The 17838-nt window shown below is 43.4% G+C and carries 19 protein-coding genes; 13 read left to right on the forward strand and 6 right to left on the reverse strand.

Annotated elements, in window-relative coordinates; all coding sequences use genetic code 11:
* Positions 1–231 precede the first annotated feature (231 nt).
* From F3I09_RS00005 to F3I09_RS00025, 5 genes are all read right to left on the reverse strand, one after another.
* Complete coding sequence (locus F3I09_RS00005; protein WP_149692991.1) at positions 232–462, reverse strand: hypothetical protein; 231 nt, start codon at positions 460–462, stop codon at positions 232–234.
* Between the two features lie 109 nt (positions 463–571).
* Entirely contained in the window at positions 572–892 is a 321-nt protein-coding gene (locus F3I09_RS00010; protein WP_149692992.1) for a hypothetical protein, read from the reverse strand.
* A 49-nt stretch (positions 893–941) separates the two neighbouring features.
* Positions 942–1334, reverse strand: a complete 393-nt coding sequence (locus tag F3I09_RS00015; RefSeq protein ID WP_149692993.1) for a hypothetical protein — start codon at positions 1332–1334, stop codon at positions 942–944.
* A 30-nt stretch (positions 1335–1364) separates the two neighbouring features.
* The gene (locus F3I09_RS00020) at positions 1365–1559 is read right to left on the reverse strand and encodes a hypothetical protein (RefSeq protein WP_149692994.1); all 195 of its coding nucleotides are present in this window, start codon (positions 1557–1559) and stop codon (positions 1365–1367) included.
* Positions 1560–1564: 5 nt separating this feature from the next.
* Positions 1565–1789: a hypothetical protein gene (locus F3I09_RS00025; RefSeq protein ID WP_149692995.1), complete on the reverse strand. Its 225-nt coding sequence runs from the start codon at positions 1787–1789 to the stop codon at positions 1565–1567.
* Between the two features lie 145 nt (positions 1790–1934).
* Between F3I09_RS00025 and F3I09_RS00030 the strand changes: the two genes are divergently transcribed.
* Together F3I09_RS00030 and F3I09_RS00035 are read left to right on the forward strand one after the other, a co-directional pair.
* Positions 1935–2327 carry a helix-turn-helix domain-containing protein gene (locus F3I09_RS00030; RefSeq protein WP_149692996.1) on the forward strand — a complete coding sequence of 131 codons (393 nt, stop codon included), beginning with the start codon at positions 1935–1937 and terminating at the stop codon, positions 2325–2327.
* A 456-nt stretch (positions 2328–2783) separates the two neighbouring features.
* Entirely contained in the window at positions 2784–3299 is a 516-nt protein-coding gene (locus tag F3I09_RS00035) for a hypothetical protein (RefSeq protein ID WP_149692997.1), read from the forward strand.
* 77 nt (positions 3300–3376) lie between these two features.
* Here F3I09_RS00035 and F3I09_RS00040 read toward each other — a convergent pair whose 3' ends face one another.
* Positions 3377–4624 (reverse strand): tyrosine-type recombinase/integrase, encoded by a 1248-nt coding sequence (locus F3I09_RS00040; protein WP_149692998.1) that lies wholly within the window; start codon positions 4622–4624, stop codon positions 3377–3379.
* A gap of 374 nt (positions 4625–4998) precedes the next feature.
* Between F3I09_RS00040 and F3I09_RS00045 the strand changes: the two genes are divergently transcribed.
* The 11 genes from F3I09_RS00045 to F3I09_RS00095 all read left to right on the forward strand — a co-directional run bounded on the left by F3I09_RS00045 (position 4999) and on the right by F3I09_RS00095 (position 17832).
* On the forward strand, positions 4999–6234 hold the full coding sequence (locus F3I09_RS00045; RefSeq protein ID WP_149692999.1) for an acyltransferase: 1236 nt from the start codon (positions 4999–5001) through the stop codon (positions 6232–6234).
* 64 nt (positions 6235–6298) lie between these two features.
* On the forward strand, positions 6299–7063 hold the full coding sequence (locus tag F3I09_RS00050; RefSeq protein WP_149693000.1) for a polysaccharide biosynthesis/export family protein: 765 nt from the start codon (positions 6299–6301) through the stop codon (positions 7061–7063).
* A gap of 8 nt (positions 7064–7071) precedes the next feature.
* Positions 7072–9435 carry a polysaccharide biosynthesis tyrosine autokinase gene (locus F3I09_RS00055; protein WP_149693001.1) on the forward strand — a complete coding sequence of 788 codons (2364 nt, stop codon included), beginning with the start codon at positions 7072–7074 and terminating at the stop codon, positions 9433–9435.
* Positions 9428–10774 (forward strand): flippase, encoded by a 1347-nt coding sequence (locus F3I09_RS00060; RefSeq protein ID WP_149693002.1) that lies wholly within the window; start codon positions 9428–9430, stop codon positions 10772–10774. The genes F3I09_RS00055 and F3I09_RS00060 overlap by 8 nt, the downstream gene beginning before the upstream one ends.
* Positions 10771–11466, forward strand: coding sequence for an FkbM family methyltransferase (locus F3I09_RS00065; RefSeq protein WP_149693003.1), 696 nt, complete (start codon positions 10771–10773; stop codon positions 11464–11466). The genes F3I09_RS00060 and F3I09_RS00065 overlap by 4 nt, the downstream gene beginning before the upstream one ends.
* Positions 11459–12100: a methyltransferase domain-containing protein gene (locus F3I09_RS00070; protein ID WP_149693004.1), complete on the forward strand. Its 642-nt coding sequence runs from the start codon at positions 11459–11461 to the stop codon at positions 12098–12100. The genes F3I09_RS00065 and F3I09_RS00070 overlap by 8 nt, the downstream gene beginning before the upstream one ends.
* A gap of 6 nt (positions 12101–12106) precedes the next feature.
* Positions 12107–13009 carry a glycosyltransferase family 2 protein gene (locus F3I09_RS00075; protein WP_149693005.1) on the forward strand — a complete coding sequence of 301 codons (903 nt, stop codon included), beginning with the start codon at positions 12107–12109 and terminating at the stop codon, positions 13007–13009.
* A 5-nt stretch (positions 13010–13014) separates the two neighbouring features.
* Complete coding sequence (locus F3I09_RS00080; RefSeq protein WP_149693006.1) at positions 13015–14454, forward strand: hypothetical protein; 1440 nt, start codon at positions 13015–13017, stop codon at positions 14452–14454.
* A gap of 5 nt (positions 14455–14459) precedes the next feature.
* Positions 14460–15560: a glycosyltransferase family 1 protein gene (locus F3I09_RS00085; RefSeq protein ID WP_149693007.1), complete on the forward strand. Its 1101-nt coding sequence runs from the start codon at positions 14460–14462 to the stop codon at positions 15558–15560.
* Positions 15557–16294: an FkbM family methyltransferase gene (locus F3I09_RS00090; RefSeq protein WP_149693008.1), complete on the forward strand. Its 738-nt coding sequence runs from the start codon at positions 15557–15559 to the stop codon at positions 16292–16294. Before F3I09_RS00085 ends, F3I09_RS00090 begins: the two co-directional genes overlap by 4 nt.
* A gap of 134 nt (positions 16295–16428) precedes the next feature.
* Positions 16429–17832 carry an undecaprenyl-phosphate glucose phosphotransferase gene (locus F3I09_RS00095; protein ID WP_149693009.1) on the forward strand — a complete coding sequence of 468 codons (1404 nt, stop codon included), beginning with the start codon at positions 16429–16431 and terminating at the stop codon, positions 17830–17832.
* Positions 17833–17838 lie beyond the last annotated feature (6 nt).

A 17838-nucleotide genomic window follows, 5' to 3' on the forward strand; every position in this document is an offset into this window, starting at 1 on the left:
TGTACTCCGTATACTCAATCAGGTACCGCAGATCTTCGTTCGACGGGTCCTGCTTCAACAGCTGTTCCCCTGCCTGCTGCTTGTACTCCGTATACCGGATCAGGTACCGCAGATCGTAGTTCGACTTACCCGATAAATCAATTTTATTATCAACTGACATAAAAATTCGATGTTTGTTTATGTTAATTAATGAGTTGCATAATAGAGCGAGTGATGGATATCACCCGCGGATCATTGGCTGTTCGTACTTCTAACTCCAAATTCTTCACTCCGCAATGTTGAGCCGTATTCGGGCATGCCATCTGGCTTATTATCTTCCCATCGCTGCACCATCTCCCGGAACTCTTCAAACCTGGCAGCATCCAACCGGCAGTGATCTGTTAAAGCTGTCATCAGCACTAACCACTCATACTTATTCAGATCATTGAAAGATGGTGCCATCAATATGCTGCGTACACTCATGCTATCTCTTTTTAGATCGTCCCGGCATGAACACCGCATACGGTGAGACGAATATTAACAATGCCAATACACACGTGATAAAAAGCGACATAGGTTATGGTTTATAGCTTTATACTGCGATTTTATTCAGGTAGTGAAGAAGTAGGTTCATGGACATTTCCGCATCTAAGTTGTAGTGCATGAAGCGGCCTAAATCCAACCAGGTGTCGCAAGGAACGTCATACGCAGGCGCGGGCATTGGTACCTTAATTAAGTCTACTCCACTCGAACCGGTAATGTATTGCGCTGCGTGTAACGCTTTAATTACTTGCTCATGAGACATTACCAACAAGGCAGACGTTGCCTTACGGTGATTCTCATATAGAATCTCAGTTCCATTGTCAGTAAAGTGGGCGGACTTAATAGTCACTGCAGAAGCTGTATAGTCCATGTGAGATGGTTTAAATATTGTGGTTAATAGCTCTAGAAGTCTCATCGCACTACTTCTTAGTAAGTTCCTCGAAATCTGCCTTGCAGATACTATCTACGCCCACTATGTATACATCTCCAGGGGTCCTGTGCGTAATGTTCGCCGCTTCGCAAATTAAATCTGACTGTCTCGGATATGTCTTATTAGACTTAAATCCAAACCATGACTTCTTTAGGCAGCCACCACCATCATTATAGATGAAAGTGACGAAAAAATGCCTGTCATCGCCCTTGAGGGAGCCCGGCCTAAATGCTATAGGAAATGATATCGTTGTTCGCTCACCAGGCAATAATGTATCACCCGAACCTGAGCGCTGCGGAGAAACTTCAGAAACGACATATTGTTGTGCGAATACACCATTAACTGAGAAAAAGAGGACTAAGAATGTTGTGAGTGCTTTCATGACTTTGGAATTATATGGATGATGAAATAATTATTTGCGAGGTTTGATGTGTCCCGTTAGGATGCGGGCTTTTAAATCCGCTACTCCGTCCGTCTGCTTTTTGTTACGTTTAGCCCTGGCAGGTGCAGTTGCTTTTACTTCCCGCACCTGCTTCAGAACTAAGTCAGCAATCTTCCGGAGTGCCAATGCGTTTTGTTCTAATTCTATGATAGCCTCAGTGGTCATATGAATTATGCTTTTGTCAGGGCCTTAGCTGTTTCGAAATACTTATTCCTATACTCATTGATTTTGAGTATTACTTTCTCGTCAAATTTTTCCTGATTGCTAAGGGTCATGTAGTTCTTAACTGTCTGCCTATTCAAGCCTGTACCTTCAGCTATCTGTGCTACCGGCACACCCTGTAAATCTTCGTTTATGGTGCGGTGCCACTCTGCTAATAGCTTTTTGATAATCATATGCTCATTTTTTGTATTCTAGACACTATATTTGCGATATATTGTCATCTCAATTGCAGCGACAACACTACAAATGTAGTGAATGCCGTGAAACGAGCAAAAATTTTGGTGTGTTTTTTCAGATAATATTTTAACTAATACATAAATGACTGTAGGAGAAAAAATCAGAAGCCTGCGAAAAAGCATGAAGCTATCGCAGGAACAGTTAGCTGCCGAGTTGGGCGTGGATAGAACTAATGTTTCGATGTGGGAAACAGACAAGGCAAAGCCTCAGCTAACGAGCCTTAAGGCATTAACGAAATTTTTCAATGTCGGAGCGGCATACTTTCTTGACGAAACAGACCCCGCTGCCATTCCACCTCCTGGCGACAAAATGAACCCCATTATGGCAATGGTTGCGACACTTCTTGATGAGGTTGCGATTATGAAAGCTGAGAAACTTGGGATTTCTGTGAGGGATGCGAAACTTCTGATAAAGCAAAAATCAAGTCTAATACTTGACAATTTAGACTCTTGGCTGCCTGACCCTCAACAATAGCCCTCTTGTCTTTCTTTTTTTTCTTCTTAATGCTGGTTTTCCTGACAACCATGTCTTTCATAGACGGAATTTTAAACGTTTACATTTCATAACCTATAGGCGGACACAGATGCCCTTATCCCCCATCGTGGAAATATATTCACGATAACAATAGTCTGTACAGCAAACGCAATGTATCTGCGTGCGGTATGCATAGGAATTATAAATGAGCGTTGAACTGATTTGCCTGACCAAAAACGGCGTTTGGGACCACCGTTACAAACCATTAACAAACATCATAATTGAAGACCCTTACTGCAATATTATGGCTTTGGTTGCTAAAATTAGTTAACCATTAGTTAATTAATTTAATTTATAGATGAAATTGTTTTATAATATATGCTTTATTTTATCATTAACTTCTAATTAACTAATTATAATTCCTGTTAGTGTATTGTTGTTTCAAATAAACAACGCATGATCACATTAACTAAGTATGTTATTGCAATGTCCATCTTCATACTAACAGCCAACGGCTGCGGCTATGGAGACGTCTCAGGAACAGGCAAATATAGCTATACCCACACAGGAGAGCCGCTAAGCGATGATGGGGCATCGAAACTAGATGGCAAATCGAATAAAAAGGAAATTGATGTTTCCAAAATTATTGGAAAGAACATAAGGGAAATAAAGAAAATATTAGGACCTGGTGAGGTTACTTACCAGGCTACCTCTGAGCAAGTTAAAGAAGGAATAACCAGCTCCATTCATTATGTTGGAAACCAGTTCAGCCTTGATATAGATTACTACGATGCTACTTCAAAAATAGAGAGCATGTACTATGGCCCCGATGCGTCGGAAGTAAAAGATTATAAAATCCTTGTTACCGCATCCAACCTGAGCGAAAATGACAAAAGATATGTCATCAAGCCACAAGCTGTTCTTAATAAACCCGGAGAATACGCGTCAATCAAGATAATTCCCAATGAATAAAGCCAGAAACTGGAGCGTCGAATACCTGAATATGTGGTAAACAAAAAGGGAGTGTATCAACTACACTCTCTTTTTGTTTATAGATCTGGCGTCTTTTCAATTATTTGCTTACGCAGCCGCTCTCCCTCTTTCTTTAAGTATACTCCTCTGGCCATGTTGGTGCTTGTGTGGCCATATGAAGCAGCAACAGCCTCTATATCAATACCGGCATCCCGCTTAGCATCTCCGCCCCACCCTTTAAAGCTATAAAAACTAACCTTTATCCCCAGATCCTCAATGATAAGTTGCCGCCACAATACACTTACCCAATGCGCAGTTAGCTTATGAGGCCCGGGGCAGAAGCGTCTGGAAAAAATATAGTTGGAATCCGGCTGTCCTATAGCTCTCTCTTTGAACCACTCTAACAGGAAGCAAGGCACCGGCACTCGACGATATGCCGGGGTCTTGCTAATGAGCTCACCGGCCTCGTTATAAAGAGCGTCTGAAATATTAATGGTGCTATTGAGGTAATCAATCATTGAGAACTTTACATCCAAGATTTCATTCGGCCTCATGCCTGTCACCGTCTCGACCCTCAATAAACTCAAAAATTGCGGATGCCTCTCGGCCAGAAACTCCTTAATTCGCTTTACTTCCAATTCAGTAGGATGGCGATGAGTTCCAAAGTCAATTGGCGTCTTTCGGGTAATTTTCTCACAAGGGTTGTACTCGATAACGTCAGAGTCCTCTAATTCAAAAAAAAGGCAGGATAGCATAGCTAAATAGCTATTATAAAGATTAGGGGTGAACGTCTTGCCTTTATACTGCGGTTCTTGAGATGTATCATAAAACCTCTGCCGGTTTAGCTTCATTCGATCAAGCAATTCTTTAACATAATATCGAGACACCTCTCTAATGTGCATAGTATGAATGCATAGATCTGTCGCTGCCGCAATCACCTTTTTAAGAAAGGGATCGAAGCATCTCTTAGAATTCCGCCTGAGATCTTTCTTTTTATATGCCCAGGTAATCGCTTCAACAAAATTCATCTGCCTTGCGTCGTTAAGTCCTATTGGCCCCTGTGGTTTTGTCTGTTGTGCGGTAATAAATTCTTTGATACTACTTTCAAACGGATTCCACCCCTCCTTCAAGCACTGTTCTACCAGGGCCTTAACATTTTCAGCCTCTTTCGACCGCTCTCTAACAGTGTTATAATAATTGATACCGAGACGGACTTGGGGACGTTTCTTTTTTTTCCGTTGTGCACAATAAAATTTGAACCCAACGAACCATTCCTGGTCTAAACGTTCACCATATATTTTGATGTCTTCGAATGTGTTTTGCATTTCCAAAATGTTTGACTTTTTTGTTTGACTTTTAAAAATCGTCGTTCATTTTGGCACTCCGGAATCATGCTAAACATTATCCACACTAACAATTGCAATATACCGATTTCCAATTTACATATAATTATAAATATTGTTCATTTCGCGATAATTTATAACATATGCGTTCAGGTGCTTCTCTACTGTATATCAATATGACAAAGGAGTCATTCTATCTGCTCAACTTTTTTCGCAATTTTGCGCATATGATATTTTTGATTTAACTTGCCTCAATCTGAGAATGCGATAATCAATAAGTCCGTCAAGTTATTACTTGCATAATGGTGCCCCAATCATTATAAGGTGTCTTATTGTTTCTATTTGATCGCTACTCCATGACTTCTAACACGTCTTCACCACGATATTTTTTTAGCCTGGATGCTATAAGAGGCCTTGCTGCGCTTATTGTCGTCCTGTGCCACTGGCAGTTCTACTTTTATAAGGATCAGACCTTACAGACCAAACCACTGGAAGAACTGGGACTGCCGTTATATCCCTACCTGTCCATTTTTTATAATCATGCATTTTACGCGGTAGACCTTTTCTTTCTTTTGTCAGGATTCATCTTCTTCTGGTTCTATGCAGATAAAATAGCTGACAGGAAAACACCTTTCAGTAATTTCATGTGCTACCGGCTCACCCGTCTTTACCCGGTTCACTTTATTACCCTGCTATCGTTGATAGTGCTGCAATACATGATGGTTAGCATGAATGGTCATACTTTCATTATTCAGAATAATGACACCTATCACTTTCTGTTAAATCTGTTTGTAATACATAGCTGGGGATTTGAAAGCACACCTGCCCTCAATGGATTTAACGGCCCCTCCTGGTCTGTATCAGTAGAACTGCTGCTATATCTGATGTTCTTTCTCATTAGCTGGAAAAAGTTGCATCATAATAAAGGTTTCCTGCTGGCAATCGTGGTGGCAGGCGCTGTTATACAACATTTTTATTCTATGATAGGCCAGGGCATCTACTCATTCTTTCTTGGGGGACTTACCTATTATTTTTACGCATGGCTTATTAAAAGAAGAAACATACACAGGATCACGACTATCGTAACTATTACTGCTGTTGCATTATGGATGGTCGTCCTGACAGAATATGCATTTTCTTATGTCAGGGATTTTTCACTGCTGCTGATGAAAAAGGTACTACCCGGCAAGGATGACACCTTTGATATGGCCTTGTACAGCCTGTCCAGAAATACTTTCTTCCGGACCATTATATCGCCGGTTACAATTCTAACGCTTGCATTGTCGGAAACAATAAGGGGAAGTCTGAAAGTAAAATGGGCAATGGTATTGGGGAATGCCAGTTATGCATTATACCTGCTACATTTCCCCCTAATGGTAGCATTATTTATTGGGATCGATACAATCGGAATTAGCAGGGAGGTCTTTCATTCTCCGTTTGCATTGCTTTTTTTCTATTCAGTGTTGATCCCGCTAAGTATTCTTACTCATTATTATTTTGAGCTACCCCTGCAGGAAATATTCAGAAAGCGGCTACTCAGAAAACCAGCACCGGGTCTTGTTACTGTCGTTAATAATCAAATCACCACATAACGCAGGTTATCAGTACGAACAATCAGCAACTGTTATCACCTTGTTTTATTAATCGAAATCAGATATGATAGCTAAATTCTATTTATTGTTATTTATTACCCTCGTCTTTCTTACAAGCTGTATCAACACTAAAAAGATAACTTATTTCAATGACCTCGAAAAAGCCACCGGAACAGAATCTGCTAACAGGTTGCAGCCTCTTAAAGTGCAATCCGGGGATATACTACAGATCACTATCACAACGATCGACAAAGACATTTCGCTCATATTAAATCCCGCATCGGTCGGTTCATCCCCTTTATCTGCCAACGGTATGGACGCGGGGTATATTGTAGATAGCGCAGGAAATATAAACCTTCCAATGATCGGTAAAGTATACGTAAAGGATAAAACCACAACAGAAATAAACGATCTCATCACACAGGAGTTAAACAAGACGATCCGCAATCCTTATGTGTCGACCCGTATCGCCAATTTCAGGATCTCTGTACTGGGAGATGTGGCTCACCCCGGTTCTTACAGGGTCTCCGGCGAAAGAGCATCGGTGCTGGACGCATTAAGTATGGCGGGAGATCTGAATGTAACAGCGCTCAGGGACGACATCATGATTATCCGTGAGGTGAATGGACAAAAAACATATGCCACGCTGAACCTGAATAATGGTAAAACGCTTGCTTCTCCTTATTACTATCTGAATAATAATGATGTGATATATGTAAAGCCAGGCCCTAACAAACAGTTCAACACTTCAAAAATAGTACAGCTGTTACCTGCAGCTATCGGCATTCTGTCACTGATCACCACCATCGTCATTGTTTCCGCAAATTGATACTGCACATGAACCGCAACAAAGAAATTAGTAATAAAAATGCCATAATAGATCTTGGCGATCTGTTCCAAAAACTGCTATTCCACTGGCCCCTGTATCTCATTGTTCTGCTGATAGCCGCAGGCGGTGCTTTTGCCTATCTCAAGTATGCACGGCCGAGGTATATGTCGAGCGCCAAATTGTATCTCAAAGATGAGAAAAAGAACGGGGAGGAAACAGATCTGCTGAAGTCTCTATCCCTTTTCAACAGCGGGAAAAATATCGAGAATGAAATGGAAGTGCTTAAATCTCCCATCCTTGTTGAAAAGGTGATCCGCGATAATCGTTTCAATGTACGCTACTATGTGAAAGGTACTTTCCGTAATGAGGAGATCTATGAACAGAACCCTCTCACACTGCAGTTTCTGGGCGACAGTACACATATAGGCAATTATACTTTTGATATCAGGGAAGACAAGAACCTCCTGCAGGTAAAGTGGGTGAATAATCCGCACGATGATGGGCGCAGCACATTCAATATACATTCCGGTGAGCCCTTTATGGTGAACAATAACCAGTTCAGCATCATTTTTGATCCAACGGTTCCTGATGCTGCCCATAATACTTACAGGGTACGGATCGACTCTGTAGAGGAACTGGCTTATAAGAAAATAGAAGACATTGGTACTGCCCTGGTCAATAGGGACGCTACCGTTGTCATGGTGACCTACGAAGACAGGATAGCCGCGCGCACCGCGCATTTTCTGAATGCATTGCTGGACACCTATAATGAATACACCCTCGACGATAAGAACCGGGTAGCCCTCAAAACTATCCGTTTTCTCAATGTACGTATCGATTCACTTAAAGATGAGCTGGGATTCCTCGAAAAACAGGAAGAACAGTTTAAGGTACAACGCGGTATCACAGACATAGAAGGTAGTTCCAAATTAGCCCTGGAACAGGTAAAGGAAGCCGATCTGAAGCTGAACGACGCCAATATGCAATTGTCTGTATTTGACCAGATGGAGTCCTATATTAATGATCCCGGTACAGACTATCCGTTTGCGCCGGTGCTGGGCAATGTGGATCAGGCTTTGACGGGTATGATCAACCGGTATGAGGAACTGCTGAAGGAGAAAAAAAGGCTTTCCCTCTCCCTGCAACCGGGCAGTATGATACTGCAGAATACGGACGCACAGATCAATGATGCCAAGAACACGATCAAGAATTACATTTCCGGATATAAACGTAATGCTGGTGTAGCGCAGAACCAGATGCAGAGTAAAGTGAACCAGATACAGGCCAAGATTGCCGATATCCCGGCTTATGAACGTGAGTACATCAATATTAAAAGACAACAGAGTGTAAAGGAGAATCTGTATCTCCATCTGCTGAAGAAAAAAGAAGAAGCGGCGATCTCTTACGCCAGTAATGTTACCGACAATAAAGTGCTGGCGCCGGCATTTGTGCCTTCCAAGCCGGAGTCGCCTAAAAAGACACTGGTATTTGTGAGCTTCCTTGCCGCCGCTCTTGTGCTTTGTACAGTATACGTCTATATCAAATATTTCCTGAACAATAAAGTACTTGATAAGTCAGAAATAGAACAGGCATTTGGCAGGCCGGTGATGGCAGAGATTTACCAGGATGAAACAAAAGGGAAAGATATGTCGCTGCATAACAGGTCGGTATTGCTGGAACAGATCTTTAACCTTCGTACAAACCTGCGCTTCCTGCTGAATGAGCATCACAGTTCTGCTACTATTATGATCACCTCCAGCATTTCCGGCGAGGGGAAAACCTTCATGACAGCGCATCTGGGCAATGCACTTACTGTTAACAATAAAAAAGCCATACTGCTGGAACTGGATCTGCGTAAACCGAAATTATCCCGTTCTCTCGGACTGGACAATCAGATTGGCGTGACCAGTTACATGGTGGAAAGCAAAACGATAGATGAGATCATCAAAAAAGTACCGGGTACGGAGAACCTGTACCTGATCTCTTCCGGCCCCATTCCACCAAATCCTGTTGAACTGATTGAAAGTAACCGGATGAAGACATTACTGGAAACATTAAAACAGCGGTTTGATTATATCATCATTGATACAGCTCCGATCGGCATAGTATCAGACTCGAAGAGCCTCGCGCCATATGTAGACTGTACACTGTTTATGGTACGCTACAACTTTACGCTGAAGTCCAAGATGACGGCTGTAGCCGAAAACGTCAGGGAGAGCTTCTTCCGGAAAACAGGGGTCATTTTCAATGGCATAGAACAGGATTCCTTCTATCCTTACTACTATTATGATCATTATTCTTATTCTGATGATGGTAATAAAACCAGGATGTGGTCAACATTTGCTAAAAAAATGAAACAGCGGATTGCATAAGATATTCAAAAACAGCGGTTGGTTACTGGTAGATAAACTTGCCAGGTTGTTCATAGGTCTCATCACTATCGCAACGATAGCCCGTCATATCGGACCGGAGGCCTTTGGCATATGGAACTATGCCGTTGCCTTAACGGCAATAGTGGGCAGCCTTGCTATACTGGGCCTCGACAAGGTGGTAGTGAAGGAAGTGGTATCCTGTCCGGAAAGACATGACAGGATCATTGCATCTACATTAGCCATACGTTTTGCAGCCGGTATTGTTGCGTTTCTTTTCTGCGCAGCTATTGTGTTTGCCACTAAACGGCACTCACAGGTATACCTTTATTGTACAATCATCACAGCATTAAATATCATCCTGCTAAGCTTTGACGTATTCGACTACTTCTACCAGGCGAAAAATGAAGTACAGAAAGTAATCATTCCCAAGGTCGGCTTCTTTGTAGTCTTTTGCATCATCAAAATTGTATTTGTCTACATCGATGGCACTTTGCTTCAATTTGTATGGCTGTCATTTGCTGAATTGCTATTGACCTATCTCACTATACTTATCTTTTACCTGAAAGAGGGTCACCGCCTTTTTACGGTTATTAGTTTGTCAGAGATAAAACACCTGTTCCTGCATAGCTGGCCACTGATGTTCACGGGCATACTGATACTGCTTTATGTAAAAGCCGATCAGCTGTTACTTGACACACTTGGCACTCCTGTGCAGCTGGGGGAATATGCCGCAGCAGCAAGAATATCTGAGCTATGGTACGCACTTCCTACGGTGCTGGCTACCGCGCTGTTGCCAGGTCTGATAGCCAAAAGACAGGACGACATATCCGCTTATCTGCATGCGATGGAAAGATGGTTACGCTTGTCGTTCTGGGTAAGTGTAGCGATTGCAGTAGTAATGACCTTTTCTTCAGCCAGGGTCACCCAGGTATTATATGGTGTTCAATTCCCAAAATCGGGGATCATTCTTTCCATTCATATCTGGGCCAATATTCCGGTTTTCCTGAGCACGGCCTTAATGCAGTACCAGTTGATAGAGGGCGCCTACAAAACAAATCTGTACGCCAGCTGTGCAGGACTTGTTGTAAACATAGCCATTAACATGCTGCTCATCCCATCTCTGGGCGGAGTGGGTGCTGCCATAGCGACCGTTGCATCTTATATGGTTGTTGTGTCCACCCTGGTGATACTGGACAAAACAGGACAATTGCTATCACTTATACAAAAGATGTTGTCCCCGGCACTGGCGCTGGCGGACACAAGATATATGATCGATGCGCTGAAACTATTTGCAGACAATTTTCTAACAGTAATACGTGAAAAGCATTTGACGAAATGACGAGTGTAAAAAAAATAATTGCCACGCTAGCCTCAAGAGTTGCCCCACAGATCCGGTATCTCGCGCCCGCTTATAGTTCAGAGGGAGAAGATCTTATACTGAAGAGGATATTTGATAATAAGACCAATGGTATCTATGTAGATGTAGGAGCGCATCATCCGTTCCGTGTATCGAATACTTACCTGTTCCACAAAATGAAATGGACAGGCATTAACATAGATCCCATGCCTGGCTCCAAAGCTTTGTTTGACAGGTACCGGCCACAGGATGTCAACCTGGAAATGGGTGTATCTGCCACCAGGCAACACCTGACCTACCATATTTTCAATGAACCGGCTTTAAATACGTTCTCTACTCATAAAGTGGAAGAATATACACAGGATCCAAAATATCGTGTAATAAAAGAAAGAAAGATCGAGACATGGCCATTGGCAGACATCCTGGATCACTACCTGCCCGCCGGCAGGTCTATTGACTTTCTGACCATCGATGCCGAGGGGCTGGACATGGATGTCCTGCGATCCAACAACTGGGAAAAGTACAGACCAGCCTACATACTCGTTGAGTCTGATCCTTTCCTGCTTTCTGACATGCAGCACTGCGAACTGGGGCAATTCATGCAACAGACGGGATATGCCATCTTCGCGAAGACCTACTATACCTATTTCTTTAAAAACATGCATCATGAGTAAGTTATATGTCCAATACGGTTGTGGTCCTTTTTCTGCCCCTAAAGGTTGGAAGAATTTTGATGCCTCCCCTACCCTTCGTTTTCAGCAGCTACCCCTGATAGGTGGTCTGCTCAGAAACAGAATGCATGTCGCGTTTCCGGAAGATGTGTTACTGGGAGATATCCTGAAAGAATTGCCCGGCATTCCTCCGGATTCCTGCGATGGCGTATACTGTTCTCATGTACTTGAACACCTCGCATATGATGACTGCCTGCTGGCAGTTCGTAATACCTATCAAATGTTAAAGCCCGGCGGCTACTTCCGTTGTGTGGTGCCTGACCTCGAAAGCGCAGCAAGGGAATATGTGCAGGACCTTGTCAACAACGACCAGGAAGCCAATACAAAGTTCCTGGAGAAAACCATGCTGGGAAAAAAACAAAGATTACGTGGACTGAAGGGATTGCTGCAAACCACGCTCGGCAACAGGGAACACCTGTATATGTGGGATACCCCATCCCTTTCCAATATACTACAACAGACAGGTTTTAGTCATGTCCGGACCTGTAGCTTTAATGACTGTCCGGATGAAATGTTCAGGCTTGTAGAAGAGGCATCGAGATTTGAAAATGCAGTTGCACTGGAAGCTATAAAATAACTGAACTTGAATACACCTATCTTATTATTGGTATTTAACCGTCCGCAGCAGGCGATACGGATACTGGAAAGTATACGCGGGCAGCACCCCAAACAGTTATTTATTGCAGCAGATGGACCTCGTCATGACAAACCCGGAGAAGCCACTTTGTGCCGGGAAACCAGGGATGCTATACTGCAAAGACTGGATTGGCCCTGCGAAGTACATACCTTATTCAGAGACCAGAACCTTGGTTGCGCCTTCGCCGTAAGCAGCGCTATAGACTGGTTCTTCTCACAGGTGGAGGAAGGGATCATACTTGAAGACGATTGTTTGCCTGATCCGACTTTCTACAATTTCTGTGAGGACCTGCTGGAACGCTACCGTGACAATACACAGGTGATGCATATCGGGGGCACTAATTACCAGGCCGGCGTTACCAGGGGAAATGCTTCCTATTATTTCTCGCGTTACGCACATATATGGGGATGGGCCACCTGGAAAAGGGCCTGGAAATACTATGATTTCACACTGCTCAGGTACAGGAATGCGCCTCAGGATGACCTTCCTCTACAATTCACATGGGACCTGGAGTCCTTCTATGAACAAAAAATGGATACCTGGGACACTCAATGGTTCCTGACGTTACTTTTCAACAAGGGACTTGCTATAACGCCCAACACAAACCTGATCAGAAATATCGGTTACGGGAAAGAGGCAACACACACCAGAACCGAACCAGTATGGTTTAAAAAGATGATATACGGCACTATTACACAGCTCACACATCCGGCCGAAATTACTGCAGATCAGGAAGCAGATGCATACACAATTGAGACAGTGTTTAAATGCAATCCCCTCTTCTACATGGTTAAAAAGATCATCAAAAAAAATGCACTCCTGTATAACCTGTATAAACGCATATCATAAATGCTATGGCGGATACAATCTTTGATATACTTGTAAGCAACAATATATATGTGGAGGTTTTCAAGGAAACCATGCCACTGGTCATTGCGGGTACCTTGTTACACCTGCACTACAATAACCGTATCACTGCGCTGGAAGCGATATTGTATGCGTTTGCCACTGAGGCCTACACGATGCTCAAAGTCGGACCTACCTTTACGGCCACCTTCTTTGTGAGCATCGCCTTCATGTTTGAGCAGATACACCTGTTCATAAAGGGACAGATCTACGTACACCGAAAATTCCTGTTATTGCTGATCCTTCCGGCCTTGTCGAGCTTTACGATATTCCTGATCGTACAATTCTACAGGGACCCATTCTATTATCCACCGGGTAAACAAACAGCCTTCTATCTGCGACCGGTTTATTTCTACATAAAAACATATCTGCCCCTGTTTGCGATCGGAGCCAAGATACTGCAGGAAAAGGAGCGGATATCATTTGAGTTCTTCTCCGGCGTGATGAAAAGGATCGCAAAATTCTCTTTCGTTATAGCTGCGCTGCAGATATTCTGCCAGATGATCTTACGCAATGATACGCTCGGAGAGATCCTGGGCATGCAGCAACGGTATATGATGGAAGCCTCCACATTCATTTTCAGCATCCGCGTACAGGCCTTATTCGGAGAGCCTAAAGTGTATAGCGCATTTCTTTCGTTGTGTATTCCCCTGTTCCTGAAAGATAAAGAATACCGGATGGCAGCGCTTGCGCTGCTAATGGGCATCCTGACAGTGTCACAGACATTCTGGATCAATATGCTGACGGCTACACTGATTTTTATGGTGGTATCCCGGATATCTTCCACCAGGCTCAAAATAGCGGGTACACTGGGAATTATTATCGGGCTGTTCCTGATTATCGCCGAGAGCAAAGATTACTTTATCAAACTGTATGCTAAAAACCAGAATAGCACCATGTATCAGCTGGTATTTAAAAGATCCGTATACCGCTACGATAACGAGTTCTGGCAGAAAAACAATGTGATACTTGGGATGCCGCTGCAGCGGGATATGGAGCTTCCGGTAGTGGACTTCCTCAAAGATCAGCCCTACCTGCTGCTGTCGGGGTATGGCGCGGGCAACAGTACTTTTATTCCGGCACAATACTTCTTCGGACAGATGAACTATGAGAACAGGCTGAATGGAATAGGCGGACATAATCTCAATATGAGATGGTTTTATATACTAGCTGAATTCGGCGTCTTCTCATTACTCATCTTCTTTACAATACTTACACAGACCAAACCGGAAATCACCCTCTTTCAGAGCAGTTATTTTGCTTTTATATGGGTGTGTTTCTTCTTCAGCCAGATAGATCTCTTCCTGATCATCACTGCACTGTTATGCGCTTATGAACCGGACGAATCACCATCATTGACAGTATACAAACCAGATCATTCTTACTAGGCTTTATGCAGATATTTCTCGACAATATCGTTTTCACTATACAGAAAGCCGGTGGCGTATCCGTCTACTGGTATGAGCTGTTGCAAGGTATGTGCAATGCAAGACTGGCAGTCAATTTCCTGAACGCAGGATTAAATCCTGCCAATATCTTTGAGCAACAGCTGGATTACCAGCGTCATACCTGTATCCGTGAAAGCTGGATCCCGCCGAAATATCTGCGCTACCTGCCCCTTCAGTATACCTTACCTCCTTATGCTGTCTTCCACGGTGGCTACCTGCGCGTATCACCGCAAAAGAATATTGTGAACATCATGACCGTACATGACTTCGCCCATGAACGGAAGCTTGCTACTCCTTTTCCACGTGGATTGGTAAACACCAGACAAAAAGCCTATGGCATAAAACGGGCCGATGGTATTATCTGTATTTCTGACAGCACCAGGAAAGAACTCCTGCATTTCTATCCTGATACCAATCCTGCGAAACTGAAAGTGGTATATCATGGAATTGCTGATACCTTTTTCCCGCTGAATAAAACTGGTCTCGCTGCTATATTACCTGCACGGGTAACATCTCCCTACATATTGTATGTAGGCGGCCGGAACAACTACAAGAATTTCAACATCGCATTAGATGCCATTGCACTATTACCGGCACATTATAAACTGGTTGTAGCTGGCGGTGGGACATGGACAAAGCAGGAACAACTACTGGCCGAAGAAAAGATCCGCGGTCGTTATGTTATCATAGAGCATGTGCCTCCCTCCGACATGAACACACTTTACAATTATGCATGGTGCCTCCTCTACCCTTCATCCTATGAAGGATTTGGATTTCCACCAGGCGAGGCCATGAAAGCGGGATGCCCGGTTGTGGCCTCCAACTGTACTTCCATACCTGAAGTAACAGGCAATGCAGGCTTACTTACCACTGCAATAACTGCAGCAGCATTTGCGGAAAAAATATTACTGCTGGAAAATGGGACATTCCGGCAGCAGATTATACACGCCGGTCTTACACAAGCCAGTTCATTCACCTGGCAGAAGAGCGTACGGGAAACAATACGTTTTTATAAAGATTGCTGGAACAATAAATTTTTGTCATGAACCTTATCTTCAAGTTAGCAGAAGCTGCTAAAGTTTTCTCACAATCCGGCAGAGGATTAACGTCGCTATTAAAAAAAGGCGTGTCCATTGCTTCCACACAACTGTTGCACAACTGTAAACGCTATATTCCAGAGCTCAACACTATTCTGGACGTCGGCGCCAACAGGGGGCAATTTGCCTTATCGGCGGTGCATTTTTACCCTAAAGCAGGTATCCATTCCTTTGAGCCCATACCCGCCGTATACACTGCGCTGAAGCAGAATACCCGGAATGTACCTGGCATTCGCACTTACAACTTTGCGCTGGGCAGCACCAGCGGAACACTGGACTTTTACGCTAATCATTATTCACACGCCAGTTCAGCGTTGCATGTATCCTCCTTACAACAACAACTCATGCCGCAAACGGCGGAAGCTGACCAGATCAGTGTTCCCGTAAAATGCATCGACGACCTGCTGCCTTATATTCCTGTCAAACATCCGGTATTACTGAAACTGGACGTACAGGGTTTTGAAAAGGAGGTACTAAAGGGGGCAGCAAACTGTCTCGGACAAATAGACTATCTGCTGTTTGAAACCTCGTTTGTCCAGATGTATGACGGAGAACCGCTGTTCGATGAAATGCACAATTATGTTAAAGAACTCGGCTTCGAATTTATAGCGCCGGTAGGATTCTTACAGACAGACGAATTACAGATCCTGCAGATGGATCTCCTATATAAAAGAAAGAAATAACATCCACATCATTTCACACAGATAAAGCTATTTGCATTGTATTACCTGAATCCCCAAAGCCTATCATCAGCTACAGGCTCACACATCCGCATATCCCGACGATTTATCCTTAACGCTTATAAACCGATACTCTTATGAAACAACGTATTCATGCCAGTCAGTTTTTAAGGCAGACTGTTGATTACATAGTATTGACTGCCGCGTTTTTATTAACAAGACAGTACATCGCAGCAAAGGGTGATGTGTTCCTGTCACACTTCAACATATTTTTACTCGCTGTCAGTCTCGTTACGTGGACAATAACCGGCACCTCCCTGCACCTGTATGACGATTACCAGAAGACGACATCTTTCGCTATTGAGTTTGTAGTGATACTCAAAAATGTTTTACTACATGTCTGCCTGTTTTCTTTCCTGTTCTTTTACTGCTTTAAATTATATCCTTATGCCCGTACCTTCACCCTGCTGTATGGCGGATATTTATTTACCGGCATTATTACAACGAAGTACATCGTGAAGAAGCTGTTGTTGCGCTGGAGAGCTCATCACACCAATCCCACCAATGTATTGATTGTTGGTACAGGACAGACAGGCATGAATTTCTATGACACCATTACTGCCAATAATCATTTTGGTTATAACTGTGTAGGATTTGTAGATGATCATAGCAATGCGCAGATAAACGGCCGTTATCTGGGTAAGCTCTCTGAGCTGACACACATCCTCGAATCCAATGAAATTGATGATGTGATAGTAGCGCTGCCGGAAACAGCAAAGGAACAAACAGCGGGGATCATCATTGCCAGTGAAAGAGCAGCTAAAAGGGTCAAGATCATTGCAGATGTACATCAATATTATACACCTACCACGAGTATGAATCTGTTGGGCAATATCCCTCTCGTAAATATCAGATCGTTCGCCCTGGATGATCCCGGCCATCAGCGCATGAAACGGGCATTTGACATTTGCCTCACACTATTCGTTCTTATAGCCTTTAGCTGGCTTTTTATACTGATCGCAATATTGATAAAAATGACATCCAAAGGTCCTGTACTATTTAAACAGGAGCGGTGGGGGCTTAAGAATAAAAAGATCACCTGCTATAAATTCCGCTCTATGAAAGTACAAGCCTCGGAAATGGACGAAAACGGGAAATTCATGCAGGCTACACGCGATGATCAACGTGTAACAAATATAGGGCGCTTTCTACGTAAAACTAACCTGGACGAGCTGCCACAATGCATCAACGTATTAATGGGCAACATGTCTTTTGTAGGACCGCGCCCACATGCTACCCCACTGCATATCGAAGCCAGAGAGACGGTGGAACACTACATGCTCAGGCAGATGGTTAAACCCGGTATTACCGGCTGGGCACAGGTGAATGGCTGCAGAGGCGAAACCCGTTTTTCCGGGCAGATGCAGAAACGTGTGGATCTGGATATCTGGTATATAGAGAACTATAGCTTCTGGCTGGATTGCCAGATCATTTTCCAGACATTGATGAATATGATAAAAGGAGACAAAAACGCCTATTGATAGCGA

Origin of the sequence: Chitinophaga sp. CF418 (assembly GCF_900142925.1) — a bacterium.
GTDB lineage: Bacteria > Bacteroidota > Bacteroidia > Chitinophagales > Chitinophagaceae > Chitinophaga.